We start from the raw sequence: 22,722 nt of genomic DNA on the forward strand, positions 1-22,722 counted from the left end.
CGCAGGGACGCAATGTCGCGTCCTGATGCTTAGTCCGCCACGGTTCGCGCGAGTGCCATCCGCTTGTTCATCAAGCATAGATCCAGATCAATGAAACCTGTGGGCAAGCCGATTACCCTCGCGGTCTTTTGCGATCGACCCGCCCATGACCCTCGCCACGCCTGAACTGCTCGCCCCCGCCGGCACCCTGAAAAACATGCGATACGCCTTCGCCTATGGTGCCGATGCGGTGTACGCCGGCCAGCCGCGCTACAGCCTGCGGGTGCGCAACAACGAATTCGATCACGCCAACCTCGCGCTCGGCATTCGCGAAGCCCAGGCCCAGGGCAAGCGTTTCTACGTGGTGGTGAACATCGCCCCGCACAACGCCAAGCTCAAAACCTTTCTCAAGGACCTCCAACCGGTGATCGCCATGGCACCGGACGCGCTGATCATGTCCGACCCCGGCCTGATCATGCTGGTGCGCCGGCACTTCCCGCAGATGCCGATTCACCTGTCAGTGCAGGCCAACACGGTGAACTGGGCGAGCGTCGAGTTCTGGCAGCAACAAGGCTTGAGCCGGATCATCCTGTCGCGTGAGCTGTCTCTGGAAGAAATCGCCGAAATCCGCCAGCAAGTGCCCGCCATGGAACTCGAAGTGTTCGTTCACGGCGCACTGTGCATGGCCTATTCCGGACGCTGCCTGCTGTCGGGCTACATGAACAAACGCGATGCCAATCAGGGCAGTTGCACCAACGCCTGTCGCTGGAAGTACACCGCGCAAGAAGCCACGGAAAACCAGCTCGGCGAAATCGTGCAGATGTTCCAGCCCGAACCGACGCTGGGGATTGGCGCACCCACCGGTCAGGTGTTCCTGTTGCAGGAAGCCAATCGTCCGGACGAACTGATGCCGGCGTTCGAGGACGAACACGGCACCTACATCATGAATGCCAAGGACCTGCGCGCCGTGCAGCATGTCGAGCGTCTGACGCAGATGGGCGTGCACTCATTGAAAATCGAAGGCCGGACCAAATCCCATTTCTATTGCGCGCGGACCACTCAGGTGTATCGCCGGGCAATCGACGATGCGGTGGCCGGTCGTGAGTTTGACCGCGGCCTGATGACCGATCTGGAATCCCTCGCCCAGCGCGGTTACACCGAAGGTTTTCTGCGTCGCCATGTGCATGACGAATACCAGAACTATCAGCATGGCAGCTCGGTGTCGGAACGGCAGCAGTTTGTCGGTGAGCTGACCGGCGAGCGGCGTGACCGCTTGGCGGAGGTCAAGGTGAAGAACCGGTTTGGCCTGGGCGACCACATGGAACTGATGACGCCCAAGGGCAACTTCCACTTCGATCTGCATCAGCTGCAGAACGTCAAAGGCGAGGCCATCGACGTGGCGCCGGGGGACGGGCACACGGTGTACCTGCCAATTCCGGATGCGGTGGATTTGCGGTTCGGGTTGTTGATGCGGGATGTGGGTATGAAGTAGCCCGGTAGTCCAGATAAAACCTGTGGCGAGGGCGCTTGCTCCCGCTCGAGCGCGAAGCGTTCGCCAAGGGTGATCAGTGTTCAACCTGAAGAAATCCATGTTCTGGTTTGGGGGTACTTCGCTCCCAGCGGGAGCAAGCTCCCTCGCCACAAAGTCCCCTGTTTCACAATGTCGTCTACGCGAACTCCTCCCGCAACATCGCCACAAATGCCTCTCTCGCCGGGTGCACCCCGGCGTTTTCGTGCCAGTAAAACAGGTTGTCGATGGCCGTCAGCTCAGGGAATTCGTACCCCGCGCACCCGGCGCCCTTGGCGTATTGATCGAACACACCTTTGGGCACCAGCGCGACACCCGCCCCTGCGCTGACGCAACCGACAATCGCGCCATAACTGGCCAGGCTGACAATCGGCAGCGCCTGCCCCTGACGCAACAACCAATGCTCCAGCGCCGCGCGGTATGGGCAGCCCTGCGGCCACATGAACACGGTTTTGTCCTGCAAATCGGCAATGTCACGCACCGGCCCCAGGGACGTCGAGGCGATCAGCAGCAGCTCCTCGCGGTACATCGGCGTGCGTTTGAGGTGCGCACGCTCGACATCCACCGCGACGATCGCGCCGTCGAGCCGGTGGCTGACGGTGTCATCGAGCAATTGGCCCCAGGTGCCGGTGGTCAGTTCCAGCGCCACCGCCGGGTAGCGCTTGTGGAACTTGGCGAGCAAGCGCGGCAAGCGCCCGGTGGCCGAGGATTCGATGGCGCCGATGCGCAGCGGGCCAGACGGCTCGGCCGCGGGATCGACCGCGCGTTTGGCCTCCGCCGTGAGCGCGAGAATCTTCGAGGCATAGGCCAGAAACGTCTGTCCCGACGGGCTGATGCGCAATCCCCGGCCTTCCCGTAGAAACAGCGCGACGCCCAATTCCGCCTCCAGCGCCTTGATCCGTGCCGTGATGTTCGACGGCACGCAATGCAGCAACTCGGCCGCACGGGCGATGCTGCCGACGTCGGCAACGGTCTTGAACATGCGAATCTGCGCGAGCTCCATACATCACCCAAAGTGAACAGTAGGCGCAGTATAAGTCAGTTGTGGCGAATGGTTGGAGTTCTGATACTCGATGCATCTGTCCACAGGTGCTCGACCATGCAAACGCACACTCATCCTTCGCCCTTCAAAATCATGCTGGCCATGGCGTTTGTCGTGGCCTGCTGGGGTTATTCCCCGACCGGCATTCACATCGGCCTGCAAGCCTATGACCCAGGGCATCTGGCGCTGCTGCGGTTCCTGGTGGCGTCTGTGTTCATGGCGCTGGTCGCGCTGGTCAACGGCATCAGCCTGCCCAACCTGCGTGATTTGCCGCTGCTGTTCGGCCTCGGTTTTTTTGCCGTGAGCCTGCATCACGTGGCGATCAATTTCGGCCAGCAAGGTGTCAGCGCCGGCGCGTCCAGCGTGCTGGCGCAAACAACGCCACTGTTCAGCACGCTGCTGGCGCGTTTCGTGTTCAAGGACCACGTGAGCGCCTGGCGTTGGGGTTGTGTTTTTCTGGGGCTGGTCGGCGGAGTGATCGTGGTCGCCGGGGATCGCGGGGTGGGCAGCATCGACGCCCACGGCTTGTTGATCCTGCTGGCGGCGGTGTCCTGGAGCTTTTACTTCGCGTTGCAGAAACACCACTCCGGGCGCTACGACGGACTGACGCTGGTTTGCTACACGGTGTGGTCGGGAACGGCGTTGTTGCTGGTGTACCTGCCGGGGTTGGCGGCGCAAGTGGTCAACGCACCGATGCATGTACAACTGGCGGTGATGGCGCTGGGGGTGTTTCCAAGTGCGCTCGCGTACCTGGCCTGGGCGTTTGTGTTGGCTCACGTTGATTTGAGCCGGGCGACGATGACCTTGTATCTGGTGCCGCCGACGGCGATGGCGATGGCCTCGTTTGCGCTGGGCGAGCGGCCGACGTTGATGATTGTCGTGGGGGGCATCGTGGTGTTGGTGAGTGTGTTGGCGTTGAATCTGGAGCGGCGGTGGGTGGCGATTCGGGTGGCGGAGGTTTGATTGGGGATTTGTGGTGATGCGTCTGGCGTTATCGCGAGCAGGCTCGCTCCCACATTGACCTCACCAACACTGAAGATCCCCTGTGGGAGCGAGCCTGCTCGCGATGAACGATGACGTGGCCAACCGGCCAGGCACAAAAAACCCGGCACACTGGCCGGGTTCTGTTCAGCGCCTGTCATCGGACAGCGGCGTGGGTTCATCCGGCGGAGGCACGTCCTCCTCCGCGGCGGGGTCCATCCAGTCTTCAGGTCGGTCAGGCTCTGCGGCGGCCGGGTCCCGCGCAGGGTCCATGCCAGGTGGAGCATCGTGATCCATTGGGTTAGCCATGGCGCACCTCATTGGTGAGGTCCAGCAAATCTGGGCCGTATTCGTTGGAAGCAAGCGCACGAACGGCGTGCTATCGAATAGACAGACGGCTAGTCGCGATCCGCCAAAAACCGGTCCCGACTGTTGGTCAGGTGCAGCCACATGGCCGCCCGCGCCGCGTCCGCGTCCTGGCGTTTGATGGCGTTGAGAATCGCCTCGTGCTCAAGGTTGGCAAGGTGCCCGAGCTTGCTCAAATCCGCCGCGCCACGCTCGGCGGCATTGACCCGGGTCCGGGGAATCATGGCGCTGCCCAGGTGCTGCATGATTTCGGTGAAGCAGACGTTGCCGGTGGCTTCCGCGATCAACAGGTGAAAACGCTTGTCGGCTTCGACGCAGCTGTCGTTGTTGGCGAGCAGGCTTTGATAGTCATCCAGCGCTTCGCGCATTTGCGCCAGTTGCTGATCCGTGCGACGCATGGCCGCCAACGCGGCGGCCTGGGTTTCGAGGCCCATGCGCAACTCCAGAATGCTGCGCACCCCCAGCGCCGTATCGACATTCAGTCGCAGCCCCTGCTCCGGCGCGCGTTCGATCACGAACGTGCCGATGCCGTGCCGGGTTTCCACCAGGCCGGACGCCTGCAATTTCGAGATCGCCTCGCGTACCACCGTGCGACTGACGCCGTGCTCCAGAACGATCGTGTTCTCCGAGGGAAGTTTGTCCCCCGGCAACATCTGGCCCAGCAGAATGCTCTGGGTCAGTTTCGCGACCAGGTCGTGGGCCAGGTTGTGAGTGCGCTTGCGGGCAGGCGCGTCGAGGTCTTCTTGCATGGCGGTCATCCGAGAGCAGAGCTGACGGAATCGTAGCACCGCGATCAAGTGAAAGCCCCAAAAAATACCACCCTACTTGTATGACAACACTCAACAACGGCAGCAAATCCAGTTCAAAAAGACCGACTCACAACCAGCCACCACCACAAAAATTTCGAGATAACAGCCATTTTATTGGACATTGCAGCTTGCAGAATAAAAAAACGCAGTTGTATGATGTCTAGCAACAACGCAGCACCCGCAACACCCCGCATAAAAATAATCAGTGGGAGAAAACCAAGTGAATACATCCATCTCCGGGATGCACGACGGCGCCGATTCGGTCCTGAAATCCGCCATCTCGAAAGTGAAACGCCACGTTCTGCCGCTGTTCGTGATCATGTTCATCGTCAACTACATCGACCGCGTGAACATCGGCTTCGTCCGCGCCCACATGGAACACGACCTGGGCATCGGCGCTGCCGCCTACGGCCTCGGTGCCGGTCTGTTCTTCATCGGTTACGCGCTGTTCGAAGTCCCCTCCAACATCCTCCTGCAAAAAGTCGGCGCGCGAATCTGGCTGACCCGCATCATGCTGACCTGGGGCCTGGTGGCCGCATGCATGGCCTTCATCCAGAACGAAACCCACTTCTATATCCTGCGATTCCTGCTGGGCGTGGCTGAAGCCGGGTTCTTCCCGGGAGTGATTTATTACTTCACGCGCTGGTTGCCGGGGGTGGAACGCGGCAAGGCCATTGCGATTTTCCTCAGCGGCTCGGCGATCGCTTCGCTGATCTCCGGCCCGTTGTCCGGGTTGCTCCTGCAGATCAGCGGGTTCGGGATGCACGGCTGGCAATGGATGTATTTCATTGAAGGCATGTTCTCGGTCGGGCTGTGCGTGTTCGTCTGGTTCTGGCTCGACTCCAAACCCCACGACGCCAAATGGCTCAGTCGCGAAGAACAGGACGCACTGGTCAAGGCCATCGACGACGAACAACTGGCCCGCGAAGCCGCGACGCCGATCAAACCGTCGCTGGGCAAGTTGCTCAAGGATCGCCAGATCATCCTGTTCTGCCTGATCTATTTCTTCATTCAGCTGACCATCTACGCCGCGACCTTCTGGCTGCCAAGCATCATCAAGAAGATGGGCGACCTCAGCGACATTCAGGTCGGGCTGTTCAACTCGATCCCGTGGCTGCTGTCGATCGTCGGCATGTACGCCTTCGCATCGCTGTCCGCGAAATGGAAACACCAGCAAGCCTGGGTGGCCGCTGCCCTGCTGATCGCGGCGGCCGGCATGTTCATGTCCACCACCGGCGGGCCGGTCTTTGCCTTCGTGGCGATCTGCTTCGCAGCACTGGGCTTTAAATCCGCTTCGTCACTGTTCTGGCCGATTCCCCAGGCGTACCTCGATGCACGGATCGCCGCAGGCGTCATCGCACTGATCAATTCGGTGGGCAACCTCGGCGGCTTCGTTGCACCGACTACGTTCGGCCTGCTGGAAGAACACACCGGCTCGATTCAGGGCGGGCTGTATGGCCTGGCCGCCACGTCGATCATTGCTGCGATCATCGTCTTCTCCGCACGGAACACACCGAAAACCGTACCTGCCGTTGCCTTGGACGAAACCGCGCCCCACCGCGCCTGAACATTGCTTTTTAAGGACAAGAAAATGAATCCACAAGACACCGCAAAAGCCCCGATCATCACCAGCATGCAAGTGGTTCCGGTGGCGGGTCACGACGGCATGCTGCTCAATCTGAGCGGTGCCCATGGTCCGTTTTTCACCCGCAATATCGTGATCCTCAAAGACAACGCCGGCCACACCGGCGTCGGCGAAGTGCCCGGTGGCGAGCGTATTCGCCAGACGCTGGAAGATGCGCGCAGCCTGGTGGTCGGCAGCCCGATCGGCTCGTACCAGAAGATCCTCAATCAGGTGCGCCAGACCTTCGCCGATCGCGATGCCGGTGGCCGCGGTTTGCAGACGTTCGACCTGCGCATCACCATCCATGCTGTCACCGGCCTGGAAGCGGCGTTGCTCGACTTGCTCGGTCAGCACCTGGACGTGCCGGTCGCCGCCCTGCTCGGTGAAGGCCAGCAGCGCGATGAAGTGAAGATGCTCGGCTATCTGTTTTATGTCGGTGATCGTCACCAGACTGACCTGGCCTATCGCAGCGAACCGGACGCGGACAACGAATGGTTCCGCGTACGTCACGAAAAAGCCATGACCGCCGACGCCGTAGTGCGCCTGGCCGAAGCCGCCCACGCCAGTTACGGCTTCAAGGATTTCAAACTCAAGGGCGGCGTGCTCTGTGGCGATGAAGAAATCGAAGCGGTCACCGCGCTGGCCGAACGCTTCCCCGAGGCGCGCATCACCCTCGATCCGAATGGCGCCTGGTCGCTGAAAGAAGCCATTCGTTTGTGCCGGGACCAGCATCATGTTCTGGCCTACGCCGAAGACCCGTGCGGTGCGGAAAACGGCTTTTCGGGCCGGGAAGTCATGGCTGAGTTCCGCCGCGCCACCGGCCTGAAAACCGCAACCAACATGATCGCCACCGACTGGCGGGAAATGGGTCACGCGATCCAGTTGCAATCGGTGGACATTCCGCTGGCCGACCCGCACTTCTGGACCATGCAAGGCTCTGTGCGCGTGGCGCAGATGTGCCACGAATGGGGCCTGACCTGGGGCTCGCATTCCAACAACCACTTCGATATTTCCCTGGCGATGTTCACGCATGTCGCGGCCGCCGCACCCGGCGACATCACCGCCATCGACACCCACTGGATCTGGCAGGACGGCCAACGCCTGACCAAAGCCCCGCTGCAAATCGTCGACGGTTGCGTGCAAGTGCCGAAGAAGCCGGGGCTCGGGGTCGAGCTGGACATGGACCAGTTGGCCAAGGCCCATGAACTGTACAAAGGCATGGGGCTGGGTGCGCGGGACGACAGCGTGGCGATGCAGTTCCTGATTCCGGGGTGGACATTTGATAACAAGCGGCCGTGCCTGGTGCGCTAGGCCCTTCGAAACCACCTCATTTTGTGGGGGCTGTGTTCACCCGTTTTGCTGTGCCGTTTGCAACAGCCAGCTCTTGAACGCCGCCATCGCCGACGTCTCGGCCCGCGACTGCAAGCGGGTCAGCCAGTAGCTGCCGGTGGTGATGCCGATGGCGAAGGGTTGCTCGATGGCGCCCGTTGCCAGCAGTCGGGCGAACATCAGCGGTGGTGCCAATGCCACGCCCATTCCTTGCAGTGCCGCCTCCATCATCGCCAGCGAGGAATCGAAGACGATGCTCCGGGGTGGCGCGGCATGGGCCGCAAGGCCGGTGGCCTGAAACCATTCGGGCCACTCATCCGTGCGATAGGAACGCAGCAGCGTTTGCTGCAACAGATCGGCCGGCGTGCGCAGTTGCCGGGCAATCTCGGGCACGCACAACACCGATAACGGCGCCTCGATCAAGCGCACCGCTTCAATCCCGTGCCACGCCCCCGCGCCAAAGCGAATCGCGTAATCCAGCCCTTCCGCCGCCACATCCACCCGATTGTTGTGGGTCGACAGGCGCACATCTATGAACGGATGTTTCGCCTGGAAGTCGGACAATCGCGGCAACAACCAGCCCACCGCAAACGTTCCCACCGCGCCCACCGTCAGCACTTCGCGAAAATGCCCGCCCTCGAAGCGCTCGAGGGTTTCAGCGATGCGGTCAAAGGACTCGCGCAGCACCGGCAACAACGTCTCCCCTTCACTGGTCAGCATCAGGCCGCGGGGCAAGCGTTTGAACAGCGTAACGTTGAGCTGGGCTTCCAGGCTTTTGACCTGGTGGCTCACCGCTGCCTGCGTGACGCACAACTCTACTGCAGCCCGTGTGAAACTCAGGTGGCGTGCCGAAGCCTCGAAAGCGCGTAGTGCGTTAAGCGGTAATTGCGGCCGAATCATGCCAACCCCTAATTTTTCTAATGGCTCATCTGAAATAACGTCGTTTGTCGATGGCCGGCAAAGTGACTAGATTTGGCACGCTCATTCGGCGCACCACTGTGCAAACCGCTCGCTGTGTAGCGGGCACACCTCTTGAAAACTCATGGACAGCGGCACACACATGCAGAACTTCAGACTCAGCAAGGTCTTATCCTACAGTGCTTTCAGCCTTTTCCTCGGCGCGGGCTACTGCGTTGCCGCAACCCCCACGGACCCGCAGATCGAAACAGCGGTCAAAAACGCCGTCGTTCCGGTCATGCAGCAACAGCACATTGCGGGGATGGCGATCGCCATTACCGTCAACGGCAAACCGCATTACTTTAACTACGGCGTGGCCTCGAAGGAAACCGGAACGGTTGTCACCCAAGACACCCTGTTCGAGATCGGTTCGGTGAGCAAAACCTTCACCGCCACCCTCGCCGCCTACGCCCAGGCCAGTGGCAAACTGTCCCTGTCCGACAAGGCCAGTCACCTCCTGCCGGCTTTACGTGGCAGTGCGTTCGATAACATCAGCGTGCTGCAACTGGGCACCTACACCGCCGGTGGCCTGCCGCTGCAATTCCCAAGCGATGCCGATGCGCCGGACAAGATGCTCGGCTATTTCAAACAGTGGAAACCGGTCTACGCGGCTGGCAGCCATCGGCAGTATTCGAACCCGAGCCTGGGGCTGTTCGGTTATCTTGCGGCCCACAGTATGGGCCAGCCGTTTGAGGCGCTGATGGAAAAAACCTTGCTGCCGAAACTCGGGTTGCAGCACACCTTCCTGAAGGTGCCGCCCACGCAAATGGCGCTTTACGCCCAGGGCTACAGCAAGGATGACAAGCCTGTGAGGGTTGAGCCAGGCGCACTGGACTCAGAGGCGTATGGCGTGAAAACCAGCGCCTCGGACTTGCTCCGATACGTCGAAGCGAACATGAAGCCAACGGGCCTGGAAGCGCCGATGCAGCAGGCAATCGCCGCGACGCATACCGGCTACTACACAGTTGGCGACATGACTCAGGGCCTGGGCTGGGAGCGTTACACCTACCCGATCGCCCTCGACAAACTGCTTGCCGGCAACTCGTCGCAGATGGCGATGGAGGCTCATAAAGTCCAGTGGTTGAACCCGCCGCAACCGCAACCGGCCAATGCGCTGTTCAATAAAACCGGCTCAACCGGTGGCTTCGGTGCCTACGTGGCGTATGTGCCTTCGAAGGACATTGGCATCGTGATTCTGGCCAACAAAAACTACCCGAACCCGGAGCGGGTCAAAATCGCGCACTCGATTCTGAGCGCGCTGGCTCCCTGACCGAAGATCGATGTGAACAAAAATGGGCGACCTCTTGAGGTCGCCCATTTTCGTTTGCAAGTCGGCATCGAACTCGAGCGTGTTTTAACTGCTGTTGCCGGCTACTCAATGGGGTCGAGTTGATCCAGTGCGCGGTTCACTTTGATTTCCGCCAACATGATGATTTCAGCAACGCCCAGCAGGGAGTTGCGACTTGTGCCCGTCTCCCGGTCGGCGACATCCATGATGATGACGCAGGCGGATGCCAGCGACTCGCTCGCAGAGCCAAGCAGGGTTTGCACATCAACTTCAGGGTTGACGATGTACATCGAGCAGGGCGTGCGCGGGATGGCTTTGATGTCGGCGCAGGAGAAGTGAGCGTCATCGACGTCACGGTCGGTGGCGGCAACGGGATTTTCTTTATGGGGGCTTTGGTGCGGAGACTCGTTGTCCGCATTCGGTGGGTTAGGAGTTACTTTCGGCATAAACAACATTCCCTATTGGTGCCAACCCCCCTTCGCTGCTAAACGAAAAAGGGTGGCAGCTGCACGCAGGTTAGCAGACCGGGGAACGTTGCAAAGCCGGCGCGCCCTAAGGCGCCCTGCGTACAGCCACCATCAAACCGCAGGCATGAAAACACCTGTGCGATGGATGCACGTGCAACGATAGCCGCAGGCTGCTAAACCCGGCCACTGATGAGCAGTGGCAGGCCAACGATAGAACCCGTGGTCAGGCTGCACAAGCCGGCGGAGTCTGGCGTAACCGTAGGCAACGGCGCAAGGTTGTGTGGCTTACAAGAAGTAAAACCAAACGCAGTTAAACAGACGTGGCAAGCCAGTCACACCTCTGACATACGCGACTCCCGAGCGAGTTTTTCCGGCGTAAATTGAGGAAGCGTCTGACGAGGTCACCGACTCTCGTGACTACGCCTGAAATCGTCTTTGGAGTTTTGATGGAATATGCTGCAACTGGTTTTTACTGACGGCCATTGTGATGCGATCGAAACCGTTGTATCTAAACGGCAGCAGATCAATCCATGGCAGGGAATGACATAATGCGCGCCAAAGCCTTCAAACCGACAGACCCCAAAAGGGCGATGTAATGGAAATCTACAGTTTCACGCTCACGGACGTCGGTCGGTTTACCGATATAGATATTCGGTTCGCCCCTACCGACAGACACCACTCGAACGTCACGGTGCTGGTGGGAAACAACGGTGCCGGGAAAACCACACTTCTAAAGTCATTGGCAACCTCACTGAGTTGGTTGGTTGCCAGGATTCGTACCGAGAAAGGCAATGGCAGTCATATTGCTGAAGAAGACATTCGAAACGGCGCCCCGGCCGCATTGATTATTATTGGTGTGATAGACGATTCGCAGGTCCGTTCAGATTCTTTCGATGCTGATATTGAAGATGGAATGTTCACGTGGGGCATCGCACGCACCAGGCAAGGGCGAAAGTCGGTTGTCCATAGCTCGTTAGTAGATGTTAGCCGGCTAGCCGATCACTACCGGAACGGACTAACTGCGTCTGATAAAGCCTCGCTCCCTTTGATAGCTTACTACCCGGTCGAGCGCTCAGTCCTCGAAATCCCGCTAAAAATCAAAACCAAACACACCTTCGATCAACTCGACGGCTACGACAACGCGCTGAATCGCGGCGTCGATTTCCGTCGCTTCTTCGAATGGTTTCGCGAACGCGAAGACAGTGAAAATGAGAGCGGAGTATCCAGCACGGCTTTGGCAGAAATCTCCGACAAGTTCGGAAAAGACAGTGACATCTGGAAAACCCTTTCCCAGCTGAAAGCCTCATCCCGTGATCGTCAGTTGACAGCCGTTCGCTCCGCCATCGCCGCGTTCATGCCAGGGTTCAGCAACTTGAGAGTGCAGCGCAAACCACGCCTGCACATGGCCATCGACAAAGATGGCGTGACACTTAACGTATCCCAGCTCTCGCAGGGGGAAAAATCGATGATGGCGTTAGTCGGTGACATCGCTCGCCGACTGGCGATGATGAATCAATCTTTGGACAATCCGTTAGAAGGCGACGGCATCGTACTGATCGACGAAGTCGATTTGCACTTGCATCCCAAATGGCAGCGCAGTTTGATTCGGCAGTTGAGCGAGACGTTTCCGAACTGCCAGTTTGTGCTGACCACCCATTCGCCGCTTGTCATCAGTGATGCAAAAGATGTGCTGTGTTACGTGCTGGACGACGGGGAACTACAAGAGCGCAATGACCTTTATGGACTGGATGCCAATCAGGTTCTTCTGGAAGTCATGGACACTGACATTCGTAACAGCGATGTGCAGCAGCGCTTGAACCGATTGCTGGAGCGTTTGCAGGACGGAGATTTGGACGAAGCTAAAAAACTGTTTACCGAGCTTTCACTGGAGCTACCAGAAGGTCATCTAGAGCTGGCAAAGGCAGCATTGCTGATCCGAAAGTTGGAGCTACGGCGTGCGTAAGATCGACAAAGGCATGGAACCGCAATCACTATCCCGCTGGAAACGCTCGAACAACGCGCTACGTTACCGGGACTTACCACCGGAAGAGAGCCGGTCCATACGTTCTTCATGCATCTCGGAACAGTACGGTTTATGTGCGTATTGCTGTCAGTCGATCACAATTGATAACGCTCATAACGAGCATGTCCAGGCTCAGGATCACGCACCGAATCGGACGTTGGATTTTTCCAACATCGTCGCCAGTTGCCAACGCGCACATCAATGCGGTCATGGTCGCGGTACACAACCGTTGCCGCTCACGCCATTAATGGCTAAATGCGAAACCGAGCTGAAGTTCTACTTGTCCGGGTTGGTCAAAGGACAGACTGAGCGGGCAAGAGTTTCTATTGCAGCATTAAATCTGGGTCATACCGAAAAGAGTAATAGAGGACTTATCGGTAGACGCAAAGCAATGATTGATGTGTTGATTTATAACTTAGGCGCGCGTCCGGAAGACTTGCTGGATGAAGATGCAGAACTCCTGAATTTAATTCTTGCGGATCTGAAAATGCCCGGTGCAGCGCAAAGCTTGCAGCCTTTTTCACCCGTACTGGTCAATGTAATCCATCACTTTCTGACTCAACCTTGAAATAGCCTCAACGCCCCTTTACGACTGCTTCGCAGCCGGACGCACGTTGCGCCAGCTGCTACACAAGGTCCGGGCTCAATCGTCAGGCATTTCCGGTGGCTTGGCAGGCTTCGTCGGCTTGCCCGGTTTGGTACCTTTCGCACCTTTGGCCGGTTCGGCTTCGGTGACCGGCGGCGTGGGCGTGGGCACCGTGGCTTCTTTTTCGGTCGGCGGCAATTGGTCGATGGTGCTGAAGATCGCCTTCAGATCAACCGCATCCGATTGCTCGAGTTTCTTTTCGCCATCCTTGCCGACCAGAATCACTTTGGTCTTTGCACCAGCGCCCAGCTTGAGCGAACGGATCAGTGCCGCCGTGTCTTGTGGTCCCAGGTCTTTGCCTTCGCGCTGGCCCATCAGGTTTAGCACGGTGTACAGGACCATATTCCGGTCGGTGAATTCTTTGCGATTGGCCGGCTCATCCAGCGACTTTTTCAGGCTGACCCACGTCGGATCGACCGTGCTCGGAGCGATGACAATCAATGGCCGGGACCTGCCCTTGTCCATGTCCAGCGGTGAGTCGCCATCGGCGGCGAGCAAGGGGCCGGCAATCGCCAGCAGGGTTGTCAGGGTCAATGACCTGATGAGCATGCGCATCTCCTTTTGATATCCACGCTCTAATGATTGCGCATCGCGGCGTTCGTTCCGGGTGACGCACCGCAATTGTGTCTCGCCTTGACCCAAGTTTAGGTCAGGGCGGTCATTGCGCAACAGGCTGAGCTAATCTCATGACTCGATACGCACCTGAACCGCCGTGAGGATCACACCATGAGCGCTCAGTTGAATCACACCATCGTCTGGTGCCAGAACAAACACATATCCGCGACGTTTCTCGTCGAGATTCTCGGCTTGCCGCCCCCCGAGCCCTTCGGGCCGATGCTGATCGTGAAACTCGATAATGGCGTGTCGCTGGACTACTACGACAATGATCCGCCGATAGCCTCCCAGCACTATGCGTTCCTGATCGGCGACGACGATTTCGATGCGGCCTTCGCGCGCCTGCAAGCCAGAAAACAACCCTGGTGGGCTGATCCAGGCAAGCAGCGCCCAAAAGAAATCAATGATTTTGCGGGAGGACGGCGCGTGTATTTCGATGACCCGGACGGGCATCTGCTGGAGATTTTCACCCGTGAATGACTGACGCCCGGACAACCATCAGAACGCCAGTTTGTAGCCGATCAACACCAGCATCGTGGCCAGGCAAGGACGCAGCACTTCATCGGAGATGCGGCCCGTCAGGTGACTGCCCAGGTAAATGCCCGGCAGTGAACCGATCAGCAAGAAGCCCAGTACATGCCAATCCATGTTGCCCATGCTGGCATGGCCAAGACCGGCGACCAGGGTCAGTGGCACGGCGTGGGCGATTTCCGTGCCGACCAGGCGGCGTGTCGGCAGCAGCGGATAGAGGATGAACAACGCCACGGTACCCAGCGCACCTGCGCCGATGGAGGTCAGGGCCACCATGGTGCCGAGGACGAGGCCGGTAATCACGGTCAGCACATTCAAGCGCTTGCCGCTTGGGTTGTACTCGCCGCCCGCGCGTTTGTGGGCGAAGTCGAGCAAGCGCTTCTTGAAGAAAATCGCCAGCGCCGTGGCAAACAGCACAAAGCCCAGCGCCTGTTTGATGACGGCGTTCATCGCGTCGGGGGAAGTTTGCAAACTGCTGAGGAACCACAGCGTCAGCGCCACCGCCGGCACACTGCCGAGGGTCAGCCAACCGGTAATCGCCCAGTCGATGTTCTTGTTCTTGCGGTGCACCAGCACACCACTGGACTTGGTGATCGCGGCGTACAAAAGGTCCGTGCCCACCGCGGTGGCAGGATTGATCCCGAACCACAGCAAGATCGGCGTCATCAACGAGCCGCCGCCCACGCCGGTCATGCCGACGATGAAGCCCACCACCAAACCTGCAACCACCAACCCGAAGTTAACGAATTCCATTAACACGCCCACTGAAAACGCACGAGAAATCTGGCCCGCAGCATAGCGATTTTTCTTATAACCACTTATATCGATAAGGACTATCGTTATGCCTTCCCCAATGGGTAGCGAGCCTTTGTGGCGAGGGAGCTTGCTCCCGCTGGGCTGCGTAGCGGCCCCTTTTGTGAGTGCTGCGCACTCAAGCGGAAGCAAGCTCCCTCGCCACAAAGGGGTTACACATCAGGATCACTGCACAGGCAGGAAATTGAGGAACAGCAGACTCTGCGCGTAATTCAGGCCGATCCGTCGGTAGCGTTCGTCCAGCATCTGGGTCAGCAGGTCCAGGCGCGCGACGATCTTGCCGAACTCCACGGCGAAACTCAGGTTGCTGCCCTCCTCCGAGATTTCGTTGGAGAACAGCAAGGGTTCGCCGTTTTTGTTCTGCCGCTGACTGAGGATCCAGGTGGCTTTCTCGATGTTACGCGCGGCGTTGTTGACGAAGGTCGGGTTGATCGCATCGGTCATGTAGAACTCCAGCCGGTTGCCGTGCGCGGTGACCAGCATACTGCCGATGGCATAGATGAAGGCACCGACCCGGTCGCCGAGGAACTCCGGACTCATGGCGTAACTCAGCGCCGCCAGATCCTTCTTGCCCCCCAGGGTCGGCAGCGGCTGTTGTTGCTCAATGGCCATGCGCACCTGTTTGCCGGCGGTGCGGGCGTCGAGGAATCCGGACTTTTTCAGCTCCTGCGGGTTACGCAGGTAGAGCTTGCTCATCAGCAGGTAGAGGCTGTCGAGGTTGTCGCGCATCGCCAGGGTGGCCATGCGGTCGACGCTGGTCTGGAGGAATTCCTGGGGCCGGCCTTCGCGAAACTGGCTGACGATGTCGCGGCCCTGCTGCTGGCTGCAACCGGTCGTGATGAGCATCGACAACACGGCGAGCAGCAGACAATGGCGGCGGATGTGCTCAGCGGTGAGGGGTAAAACTCGGGCCATGGGCGCTTGAACTTGGCATGGGCCGGCGGAGGGGATCGCCGCGGGCTGACCAAAGATAGAGCCGTGGATGTCGAAAAAGTGCAGTGCCTGCAGTCCACAAACATGAGCGACAAGCTAATTAGTCTGACTTTATTCAGACGCAATCGCAAATATCGACTATAAATCCTTCCTGATCGATTTATTGATCAACAACTAGTATGACTACTTCATAAAAAACAAAAACAGGAAGGTCAACCATGCTTCTATCCCGGTACCCACTTTGCGGCCTCGGAGTGTCCCTGATGATCGCCACCCTCACCTCCCAGGCCGCCGGCCTGTCCAGCGAACACAAAGCCTTCGGCAAAACCAATGACGGTACGCCCGTCGAGCAATATGTGCTGCGCAACAGCCACGGCATGCAAGCCACTGTCATCACCTATGGCGCGACGCTGCAGGCGCTAGAGGTGGCGGATAAAAACGGCAAGTTCGAGGACGTGGTGCTCGGCTTCGACGATGTCCAGGGTTATCAGAAAGGCACCGCCTACTTTGGCGCGACCATCGGCCGCTTCGGTAATCGCCTGGCCAACGGCGCGTTCGAACTCGACGGCAAGCGCCTTCAGGTGCCGCTCAATGACGGCACGAATTCGCTGCACGGCGGGCCGCTGGGTTTTGACAAACATGTGTGGAAAGCCGAACCGGCCAAAGGCAAGGACTCGGTTGGCGTGACACTGACGTACCTGTCGGCGGACGGCGAGATGGGTTTCCCCGGCAACCTGAAAACCGAGGTCACTTACAGCCTCAATGACAAAAACGAGCTTCGCATCGAGTACAAGGCATCCACCGACAAACCCACGGTGTTGAACCTGACCAACCACAGCTACTTCAACCTGGCTGGCGCGGGTAATGGCGACGTGTTGCAACAGGTCGCGACGTTGTATGCGAGCCATTACACGCCGGTCAACGGCACGTTGATCCCTACCGGCGAAATCGCGCCAGTGGCTGGCACGCCGATGGACTTCACCCACCCCACTGCAATCGGCAAAAACATCAAGGCCGATCATCCGCAGTTGAAATTCGCTGAACCGAAACACGGTGGCTTTGATTTCAACTGGGTGCTGGACGCCAAGGGTGACCAGGGCAAACTTGCCGCCGACGTCAGCGATCCGCAGTCCGGGCGCCGCTTGCAGCTCTACACCACTGAGCCTGGCGTGCAGTTCTATACCAGCAACTTTCTCGACGGTTCAGTCAAAGGCAAAGCCGGCAAGACGTACGCGCACTGGAGTGCATTTACCCTGGAGACCCAGCATTATCCGGATGCGCCGAATCAGCCGAACTTCCCCTCTACGCGGCTGGATCCGGGCAAGACGTATACCCAAAGCACTGTGTTGAAATTTTCAGCTCATTAAAATACCGAACGCCGGTTCAGTCGGGTTTGGTGTCGGAGCGTTTGGGGTATCTGCGTCTCGGCGGTAACGGCTGACAGGGGTTTCCCCCCTGCGGCGGGCTACGTGGAGAAACACAACGCCGCCCGGCACCCGGAAACCGGGTGCACCGGCAATTTTGGCGAACCCGGTGTTCGGGTATGACACCGGTCAACTGGAGCTGGCTTGCCGGCTCCTACAAGGGAAATACGTACGCCCCGCCGCAATTAAGGACAACGCGGATAGCAAAAGAGCCAGGCCGGCCGGCAGGCCGTCTCGGCAACGAACGGAACCCATGGGCTATTCTGCTGCCAACCTAAGTATCCATCGAATACACAGGAGGTTTGCATGCGGACCCTGGAACTGGCCGGCATCCACGTACCCGTCATCGGCCAAGGCACCTGGCGCATGGGCGAGGATCCCGCTCGATACCGCGAAGAAGTCGCCGCGCTGCGCCTGGGCATCGAGTTGGGCATGACCCTGATCGACACCGCTGAAATGTATGCCGAAGGTGGCGCCGAAGAGGTGGTGGGCGAAGCGATTGCCGGCAGGCGCGACGAGGTGTTTCTCGTCAGCAAGGTCTATCCGCACAACGCCAGCCGCAAAGGCATTCCGCAGGCCTGCGAACGTAGCCTGCGCCGCTTGAACACTGACTACATCGACTTGTACCTGTTGCACTGGCGCGGCCAGTATCCGCTTGAAGAAACCGTCGAAGCCTTCGAGCGCCTGCGCGAAGACGGCAAGATCGGTCGGTGGGGCGTGTCCAATTTCGATGTGGATGACCTTCAGGAACTGGCCTCCCCGGCGTGCGCCACCAATCAAGTGCTCTACAACCTGGAGGAACGAGGCATAGAATTTGATTTACTGCCGTGGTGCCAGCGGCATCGGCAGCCATTGATGGCGTACTGCCCCATCGGCCAGGGTGGGAAGTTGCTGACCCACCCGACGCTCAATCAGGTGGCCGCTCGTCACAGTGTGGCGCCGGCACAGATAGCGCTGGCATGGATTCTGCGACAGGAGGGTGTGATCGCCATTCCCAAAGCGGTTCTGCCTGAACACGTGCATTTGAATGCGCAAGCCGCGCAATTACGGCTTGAGGCCGGGGATCTGGAGGCGCTGGACCAAGCGTTTCGCGCGCCACAACGCAAACAGCGACTGGCCATGGTCTGAGCCAGCGCGGTGTTGTCAGAGGGCTTCTCATGAGAAGCACCGATCAGCTCGACGCCTTCAACCTGCAGCGCTTTATCCAGGCGCAGGACCCGGTGTTCGAGCGAGTGAAAAAAGAACTCGGCACAGGACGAAAGCGCAGTCACTGGATGTGGTTCATCTTTCCGCAATTCGCCGGGCTGGGCGGCAGCAAGATGTCTCAGCACTTCGCAATCCGTTCAGGCGCAGAGGCAACGGCCTACCTGAACCATCCCCGGCTGGGTGCCCGCCTCCTTGACTGCACACAAAAGGTGCTGGATATCCCGGACGGCTCCATCAGCGAAATTTTCGGCCATCCGGACGACATTAAATTTCGTTCATCGATGACCCTGTTCGCGCAGTTCGCCCCGGATGACAGCCTGTTCCATCAGGCACTGGACCGCTATTTCCACGGTATTGCGGACGAGTGGACGTTAACCCTGCTGGACTCAAAACAAGCCCAGTTGCCCCCCAATCAGGGTTGAGAAATCGTCGTCCACGAACGGCAGGATCGCATCGGCCACCGGTTGCAGCTGCCGGGTGACGTAATGGTCGTAATCGATCGGCGCACTGCGGATCTCCAGCGGCTCGGGCCCGGCGACGGTGATCACGTAGCTGATCCAGCCGCCGTTCTGGTATTGCCGCGGCCGACCCTGCTGATCGTTGTAATCGTCGGCAGTCCGCGCCGCGCGCACATGCGGGGGGACGTTGCGTTCGTAGTCATCCAGGGTCCGGCGCAGGCGCTTGCGATAGATCAAGCGATCATCGAACTCGCCCGCCAGGGTTTTGCGCACGTACTCACGCACATAATCCTGATAAGGCTGGCGGTGGAAGATCCGCGTGTACAGCTCTTGCTGGAATTGCCGCGCCAGCAGCGACCAGTCGGTGCGTACGGTTTCCAGCCCCTTGTAGACCATCTCGTCAGTGCCGTCGTCACGTGTGACCAGCCCGGCATAACGCTTCTTGCTGCCCTCTTCGGCGCCACGAATGGTCGGCATCAGAAAGCGTTTGTAGTGGGTTTCGAACTGCAACTCCAGTGCGCTTTCCAGCCCGTATTCCTGTTGGACATGCTCGCGCCACCACTGGTTGACGTGGTCCACCAGCGCGCGGCCGATCTGCGCCGCTTCCTGCTGACCGTGGGCTCGGCGCAACCAGACAAATGTCGAGTCGGTGTCACCGTAGATCACCGTGTGCCCCTGGGCTTCGATCAGTTGCCGGGTGCGCAGCATGATTTCGTGGCCGCGCAAGGTGATCGACGAGGCCAGACGTGTATCGAAGAAGCGGCAACCACTGGAACCGAGTACGCCGTAGAAGGCGTTCATGATGATCTTCAGCGCCTGGGACAACGGCGCGTTGTGTTCGCGCTTGGCGGTTTCGCGGCCTTCGGCGACCCGGGCGACGATGGCCGGCAGGCAATGCCGGGTCCTGGAAAAACGCGCACCGCGGAAACCGGGCACGGACTCGCTGTCATCGGGATGCTTGAGCCCTTCGATCAGGCCCACCGGGTCGATGAGGAAGGTGCGGATGATCGACGGATAGAGGCTTTTGTAGTCGAGTACCAGCACCGATTCGTACAGGCCCGGCTGCGAGTCCATGACAAATCCGCCGGGGCTGGCCTGCGCCGGTTTGGTGCCGAGGTTGGGCGCGACGAAACCCTGGCGGTGCATCAGCGGCATGTACAGGTGCGTGAAGGCCGCTACCGAACCACCACTGCGATCCGCCGGTAATCCGGTGACGCTGGCTCGCTCAAGCAGGAAAGTGAGCAATTGGGTCTTGGCGAAAATCCGCGTGACCAGTTCGCAGTCCTTGAGGTTGTAGGTGGCCAGGGCCGGTTTGTCCTCGGCGAACATGCGGTTGATTTCGTCCATGCGCTGGTACGGCGTACTGATCGCCTTGCCTACGCCAAGCAAGGTTTGCGCGACGTTTTCCAGGCTGAACGAGGGGAAACTCCAGGTCGCCGAGCGCAGGGATTCGATGCCATCGATGATCAATCGCCCGGCGGCCGAAGCGAAGTAATGGTTGCGGCTGCCGTGTTCACGCCACTGCATTTCTTCGCCGCCCCGCCCCAGTTTCAGCGGCACCGCGAGCCGTCGTGCGTGTTCGTGCAGCACGCGCAGATCGAACTGCACAACGTTCCAGCCGATGATCGCGTCCGGGTCATGCCGGGCGAACCACTCGTTGAGTTTTTTCAGCAGCAGGGTTCGGGAGTCGCAATATTCGAGCTGGAAATCCACCTCGCTGTCGTCGCCATTCGGCGGGCCGAGCATGTAGACCTGGCGTTCGCCGCAGCCTTCCAGGGCAATGGAATACAGATCGCCTTGCGCGGTGGTTTCGATGTCCAGGGACACCAGCCGGAGCGTTGGCCGATAGTCGGGGTCGGGTTTCATCTGCGCGTCGAGCAGCAGGCCTTCGGCATTCGGTGTGCCACCGAAGATCACCGGCGCCGTGATGAAGCGCTCCATCATGTAGCGTTCCGGCGGGCGCACATCGCCCTCGAACAGCTCGACGCCAGCCCTGCGCAGCGCGGTGTCCAGGCGCATCAACTGACCGTGCTGCCGGCAATACAGGCCGAGCACCGGGCGATGTTCGAAATCCAGCAGTGCCAAGGGTTTGAGCTCGACGTTTTTTTCGTCGCGCAGCACTTGCTCCGCCTGTTCACGCTGCTCGGCCGGGATGAACGCCACCGACGGTTGATGCGGCAGGCGGATGCACCGGGGACCGGTATCGGTCGCCAGCCAGAACTCGACTTCCGTACCGGCCGGGGTATCGCGCCAATGCCGGGTCAGGACGAAGCCCCGCTGTAAATCCACCACTGCAACCTCAAATCCGATTCAGGTGGCAATTCTACGCGTCATCGCAGGCGATAGCGCTCCTGAAGTGGGTGCCCGCAGTGGGTGCGCGTTTGCGTTTTTTTGAAGAAAAACCGCTGAATGACGTTTTTTGCGCGTTATCTGCCGCTTTCTGCCTTGCCCTCAGCGCTTGCGTCTACGATTCTTCAAGAACAACGACAACACCCGAGAAGCCACCATGAAAACCGTCGCCCAACTGCTCAAGTTGAAAGATCAGAAAAATCAGGAAGTGCATCAGATCAAGCCGGATCACATGGTGCTGGAAGCGCTGATGAAGATGGCCGAGAAGAACGTCGGTGCCTTGCTGGTGGTAGAGAATGAAGAAGTGCTGGGCATCATCAGTGAACGTGACTACGCGCGCAAACTGGTGCTGCATGGCCGTTCTTCGGTGGGCACGCCGGTGCGCGACATCATGGTGTCACCGGTGATCACCGTGGACACCCATCAAACCGTCGATACCTGCCTGGGCATCATGTCCGACAAACGCCTGCGCCACCTGCCGGTGGTGGAGAACGGCAAGCTGATCGGGTTGCTGTCGATCGGCGACCTGGTCAAGGAAGCCATCGCCGAACAGGCTGAACTGATTCGTCAGTTGGAGCAGTACATTCGCGGCGAATAAGTGCAGATCAAAAGATCGCAGCCTTCGGCAGCGCCTACATTGAGAGGGTGTTTACACTCTAGCGATCTTTTCAGGATGGCCAATGCCGCGCAAAGACCGGTGCCAGTGTCGGGTGCCGGTCGATTCGCTCCAGCCAGGCGAAAAACCCCGGTCGGGCGCTGCGCAAATGTTCCCGGCTGCCCGCCCAACGCGTAATTACCGCCGCCAACACATCAAGCGCCCCGGGCGACTCATCGCCCAGATACAACTCGCCCGAGAACTGATCGGCGAACACCTCCCAACTCCAGTGCAGTCGGTCGCGAGCGCCCGCCATGAGGTTGTCTCTGGAGGGCTTGTCCGCCACGGCCAGCCACCGTTCCGGATAGTCGATGATGCCGATCGCCGCATAACAATTGCTGACGATATACACCAGGCCACGGATCGCCTGGTCGCGTTCGACAGCGTTATCCGGCAGCAGGTTCGACTTGGGAAACGTGAGCCCGAGATGAATAAGGATCGCCGCACTTTCCGTGAGAACGCTGCCGTCGGGCAGCTGCAAGGTCGGAATCTGCTTGAGCGGGTTGAGTTTCTCCAGGGCGTGGGCCGCCTCCGTGGAGACCTCGACGTCGATGAAGCGGTAAGGAATCTCGCAGAGTTCCAGCGCGGCTTCGATGGCGGCGGCGCCGGAGTTCTGGTGTCCGTATAGCTGATACATATCGCGCTCCTGGCGAGACGAACAGATAGTCAGTAGACGAGCGGGTACAGGTCACGTTCCCT

22 protein-coding genes are annotated in these 22,722 nt (G+C 59.4%); 12 read left to right on the forward strand and 10 right to left on the reverse strand.

Translation table 11 applies throughout. The features are described 5' to 3' along the window. The first annotated feature begins 145 nt into the window (after positions 1–145). Positions 146–1,471: a tRNA 5-hydroxyuridine modification protein YegQ gene (gene yegQ / locus ACM6IQ_RS02105; RefSeq protein WP_414877976.1), complete on the forward strand. Its 1,326-nt coding sequence runs from the start codon at positions 146–148 to the stop codon at positions 1,469–1,471. 175 nt (positions 1,472–1,646) lie between these two features. Here yegQ and ACM6IQ_RS02110 read toward each other — a convergent pair whose 3' ends face one another. Beyond that, on the reverse strand, positions 1,647–2,510 hold the full coding sequence (locus ACM6IQ_RS02110) for a LysR substrate-binding domain-containing protein (RefSeq protein ID WP_414877977.1): 864 nt from the start codon (positions 2,508–2,510) through the stop codon (positions 1,647–1,649). 96 nt (positions 2,511–2,606) lie between these two features. On the opposite strand from ACM6IQ_RS02110, the gene ACM6IQ_RS02115 reads away from it, so the two are divergent. Then, a complete protein-coding gene (locus ACM6IQ_RS02115; RefSeq protein ID WP_414877978.1) occupies positions 2,607–3,512 on the forward strand; it encodes a DMT family transporter in 906 nt (301 codons plus the stop codon). A gap of 165 nt (positions 3,513–3,677) precedes the next feature. Here ACM6IQ_RS02115 and ACM6IQ_RS02120 read toward each other — a convergent pair whose 3' ends face one another. Next, complete coding sequence (locus ACM6IQ_RS02120) at positions 3,678–3,839, reverse strand: hypothetical protein (RefSeq protein WP_017339890.1); 162 nt, start codon at positions 3,837–3,839, stop codon at positions 3,678–3,680. A gap of 89 nt (positions 3,840–3,928) precedes the next feature. Continuing rightward, entirely contained in the window at positions 3,929–4,645 is a 717-nt protein-coding gene (locus ACM6IQ_RS02125) for a FadR/GntR family transcriptional regulator (RefSeq protein ID WP_031319049.1), read from the reverse strand. Between the two features lie 280 nt (positions 4,646–4,925). Between ACM6IQ_RS02125 and ACM6IQ_RS02130 the strand changes: the two genes are divergently transcribed. Both ACM6IQ_RS02130 and gudD read left to right on the forward strand, forming a co-directional pair. Further along, positions 4,926–6,272, forward strand: coding sequence for an MFS transporter (locus tag ACM6IQ_RS02130; RefSeq protein ID WP_017339892.1), 1,347 nt, complete (start codon positions 4,926–4,928; stop codon positions 6,270–6,272). Between the two features lie 24 nt (positions 6,273–6,296). Further along, positions 6,297–7,640: a glucarate dehydratase gene (gene gudD, locus ACM6IQ_RS02135; protein ID WP_414877979.1), complete on the forward strand. Its 1,344-nt coding sequence runs from the start codon at positions 6,297–6,299 to the stop codon at positions 7,638–7,640. A gap of 36 nt (positions 7,641–7,676) precedes the next feature. Here the strand turns inward: gudD and ACM6IQ_RS02140 are convergent, their stop codons facing one another. Further along, a complete protein-coding gene (locus ACM6IQ_RS02140) occupies positions 7,677–8,558 on the reverse strand; it encodes a LysR substrate-binding domain-containing protein (protein WP_017339894.1) in 882 nt (293 codons plus the stop codon). A 160-nt stretch (positions 8,559–8,718) separates the two neighbouring features. Here ACM6IQ_RS02140 and ampC point away from each other — a divergent pair, with 160 nt between their 5' ends. Continuing rightward, positions 8,719–9,885 (forward strand): class C beta-lactamase, encoded by a 1,167-nt coding sequence (gene ampC / locus ACM6IQ_RS02145; protein WP_414877980.1) that lies wholly within the window; start codon positions 8,719–8,721, stop codon positions 9,883–9,885. Between the two features lie 101 nt (positions 9,886–9,986). Here the strand turns inward: ampC and ACM6IQ_RS02150 are convergent, their stop codons facing one another. After that, the gene (locus ACM6IQ_RS02150) at positions 9,987–10,349 is read right to left on the reverse strand and encodes a DUF6124 family protein (protein ID WP_414877981.1); all 363 of its coding nucleotides are present in this window, start codon (positions 10,347–10,349) and stop codon (positions 9,987–9,989) included. A gap of 616 nt (positions 10,350–10,965) precedes the next feature. Here ACM6IQ_RS02150 and ACM6IQ_RS02155 point away from each other — a divergent pair. Both ACM6IQ_RS02155 and ACM6IQ_RS02160 read left to right on the forward strand, forming a co-directional pair. Beyond that, positions 10,966–12,333, forward strand: coding sequence for an AAA family ATPase (locus tag ACM6IQ_RS02155; RefSeq protein ID WP_414877982.1), 1,368 nt, complete (start codon positions 10,966–10,968; stop codon positions 12,331–12,333). Next, entirely contained in the window at positions 12,326–12,961 is a 636-nt protein-coding gene (locus ACM6IQ_RS02160) for a retron system putative HNH endonuclease (RefSeq protein ID WP_414877983.1), read from the forward strand. The genes ACM6IQ_RS02155 and ACM6IQ_RS02160 overlap by 8 nt, the downstream gene beginning before the upstream one ends. A gap of 75 nt (positions 12,962–13,036) precedes the next feature. On the opposite strand, the gene ACM6IQ_RS02165 is transcribed toward ACM6IQ_RS02160, so the two are convergent. Beyond that, positions 13,037–13,588, reverse strand: coding sequence for a DUF4174 domain-containing protein (locus tag ACM6IQ_RS02165; RefSeq protein WP_414877984.1), 552 nt, complete (start codon positions 13,586–13,588; stop codon positions 13,037–13,039). 177 nt (positions 13,589–13,765) lie between these two features. On the opposite strand from ACM6IQ_RS02165, the gene ACM6IQ_RS02170 reads away from it, so the two are divergent. Further along, positions 13,766–14,134: a VOC family protein gene (locus ACM6IQ_RS02170; protein WP_017339897.1), complete on the forward strand. Its 369-nt coding sequence runs from the start codon at positions 13,766–13,768 to the stop codon at positions 14,132–14,134. Between the two features lie 18 nt (positions 14,135–14,152). Here ACM6IQ_RS02170 and ACM6IQ_RS02175 read toward each other — a convergent pair whose 3' ends face one another. Both ACM6IQ_RS02175 and ACM6IQ_RS02180 read right to left on the reverse strand, forming a co-directional pair. After that, positions 14,153–14,938: a sulfite exporter TauE/SafE family protein gene (locus ACM6IQ_RS02175; protein WP_017339898.1), complete on the reverse strand. Its 786-nt coding sequence runs from the start codon at positions 14,936–14,938 to the stop codon at positions 14,153–14,155. A gap of 225 nt (positions 14,939–15,163) precedes the next feature. Then, positions 15,164–15,913 (reverse strand): hypothetical protein, encoded by a 750-nt coding sequence (locus ACM6IQ_RS02180; RefSeq protein ID WP_414877985.1) that lies wholly within the window; start codon positions 15,911–15,913, stop codon positions 15,164–15,166. Between the two features lie 236 nt (positions 15,914–16,149). Here ACM6IQ_RS02180 and ACM6IQ_RS02185 point away from each other — a divergent pair, with 236 nt between their 5' ends. The 3 genes from ACM6IQ_RS02185 (at position 16,150) to ACM6IQ_RS02195 (ending at position 18,983) form a co-directional block, all read left to right on the forward strand. Next, on the forward strand, positions 16,150–17,298 hold the full coding sequence (locus ACM6IQ_RS02185; RefSeq protein WP_414877986.1) for an aldose epimerase family protein: 1,149 nt from the start codon (positions 16,150–16,152) through the stop codon (positions 17,296–17,298). A 363-nt stretch (positions 17,299–17,661) separates the two neighbouring features. After that, a complete protein-coding gene (locus ACM6IQ_RS02190) occupies positions 17,662–18,483 on the forward strand; it encodes an aldo/keto reductase (RefSeq protein ID WP_414877987.1) in 822 nt (273 codons plus the stop codon). A gap of 29 nt (positions 18,484–18,512) precedes the next feature. Further along, positions 18,513–18,983 carry a DUF1810 domain-containing protein gene (locus tag ACM6IQ_RS02195; RefSeq protein ID WP_017339902.1) on the forward strand — a complete coding sequence of 157 codons (471 nt, stop codon included), beginning with the start codon at positions 18,513–18,515 and terminating at the stop codon, positions 18,981–18,983. On the opposite strand, the gene ACM6IQ_RS02200 is transcribed toward ACM6IQ_RS02195, so the two are convergent. Beyond that, the gene (locus tag ACM6IQ_RS02200; protein WP_414877988.1) at positions 18,948–21,308 is read right to left on the reverse strand and encodes a DNA polymerase II; all 2,361 of its coding nucleotides are present in this window, start codon (positions 21,306–21,308) and stop codon (positions 18,948–18,950) included. The two genes, ACM6IQ_RS02195 and ACM6IQ_RS02200, sit on opposite strands and share 36 nt — an antisense overlap. Positions 21,309–21,525: 217 nt before the next feature. On the opposite strand from ACM6IQ_RS02200, the gene ACM6IQ_RS02205 reads away from it, so the two are divergent. Then, positions 21,526–21,966: a CBS domain-containing protein gene (locus ACM6IQ_RS02205; protein ID WP_017339904.1), complete on the forward strand. Its 441-nt coding sequence runs from the start codon at positions 21,526–21,528 to the stop codon at positions 21,964–21,966. 70 nt (positions 21,967–22,036) lie between these two features. Here the strand turns inward: ACM6IQ_RS02205 and ACM6IQ_RS02210 are convergent, their stop codons facing one another. Next, a complete protein-coding gene (locus ACM6IQ_RS02210; RefSeq protein ID WP_017339905.1) occupies positions 22,037–22,660 on the reverse strand; it encodes a glutathione S-transferase in 624 nt (207 codons plus the stop codon). Between the last annotated feature and the right edge of the window lie 62 nt (positions 22,661–22,722).

This window comes from Pseudomonas sp. IT-P100 (assembly GCF_949767185.1).
Taxonomy (GTDB): domain Bacteria; phylum Pseudomonadota; class Gammaproteobacteria; order Pseudomonadales; family Pseudomonadaceae; genus Aquipseudomonas; species Aquipseudomonas fluorescens_B.

What these genes read in the sequence shown, in the direction of transcription:
- ampC (WP_414877980.1), top strand. Translation starts at nt 8,719, where the DNA reads ATGCAGAACTTCAGACTCAGCAAGGTCTTATCCTACAGTGCTTTCAGC.
- ACM6IQ_RS02115 (WP_414877978.1), top strand. Translation starts at nt 2,607, where the DNA reads ATGCAAACGCACACTCATCCTTCGCCCTTCAAAATCATGCTGGCCATG.
- gudD (WP_414877979.1), top strand. Translation starts at nt 6,297, where the DNA reads ATGAATCCACAAGACACCGCAAAAGCCCCGATCATCACCAGCATGCAA.
- ACM6IQ_RS02125 (WP_031319049.1), bottom strand. Translation starts at nt 4,645, where the DNA reads ATGCAAGAAGACCTCGACGCGCCTGCCCGCAAGCGCACTCACAACCTG.
- ACM6IQ_RS02175 (WP_017339898.1), bottom strand. Translation starts at nt 14,938, where the DNA reads ATGGAATTCGTTAACTTCGGGTTGGTGGTTGCAGGTTTGGTGGTGGGC.
- ACM6IQ_RS02180 (WP_414877985.1), bottom strand. Translation starts at nt 15,913, where the DNA reads ATGGCCCGAGTTTTACCCCTCACCGCTGAGCACATCCGCCGCCATTGT.
- ACM6IQ_RS02170 (WP_017339897.1), top strand. Translation starts at nt 13,766, where the DNA reads ATGAGCGCTCAGTTGAATCACACCATCGTCTGGTGCCAGAACAAACAC.
- yegQ (WP_414877976.1), top strand. Translation starts at nt 146, where the DNA reads ATGACCCTCGCCACGCCTGAACTGCTCGCCCCCGCCGGCACCCTGAAA.
- ACM6IQ_RS02165 (WP_414877984.1), bottom strand. Translation starts at nt 13,588, where the DNA reads ATGCTCATCAGGTCATTGACCCTGACAACCCTGCTGGCGATTGCCGGC.
- ACM6IQ_RS02155 (WP_414877982.1), top strand. Translation starts at nt 10,966, where the DNA reads ATGGAAATCTACAGTTTCACGCTCACGGACGTCGGTCGGTTTACCGAT.
- ACM6IQ_RS02205 (WP_017339904.1), top strand. Translation starts at nt 21,526, where the DNA reads ATGAAAACCGTCGCCCAACTGCTCAAGTTGAAAGATCAGAAAAATCAG.
- ACM6IQ_RS02110 (WP_414877977.1), bottom strand. Translation starts at nt 2,510, where the DNA reads ATGGAGCTCGCGCAGATTCGCATGTTCAAGACCGTTGCCGACGTCGGC.
- ACM6IQ_RS02195 (WP_017339902.1), top strand. Translation starts at nt 18,513, where the DNA reads ATGAGAAGCACCGATCAGCTCGACGCCTTCAACCTGCAGCGCTTTATC.
- ACM6IQ_RS02210 (WP_017339905.1), bottom strand. Translation starts at nt 22,660, where the DNA reads ATGTATCAGCTATACGGACACCAGAACTCCGGCGCCGCCGCCATCGAA.
- ACM6IQ_RS02150 (WP_414877981.1), bottom strand. Translation starts at nt 10,349, where the DNA reads ATGCCGAAAGTAACTCCTAACCCACCGAATGCGGACAACGAGTCTCCG.
- ACM6IQ_RS02190 (WP_414877987.1), top strand. Translation starts at nt 17,662, where the DNA reads ATGCGGACCCTGGAACTGGCCGGCATCCACGTACCCGTCATCGGCCAA.
- ACM6IQ_RS02185 (WP_414877986.1), top strand. Translation starts at nt 16,150, where the DNA reads ATGCTTCTATCCCGGTACCCACTTTGCGGCCTCGGAGTGTCCCTGATG.
- ACM6IQ_RS02120 (WP_017339890.1), bottom strand. Translation starts at nt 3,839, where the DNA reads ATGGCTAACCCAATGGATCACGATGCTCCACCTGGCATGGACCCTGCG.
- ACM6IQ_RS02140 (WP_017339894.1), bottom strand. Translation starts at nt 8,558, where the DNA reads ATGATTCGGCCGCAATTACCGCTTAACGCACTACGCGCTTTCGAGGCT.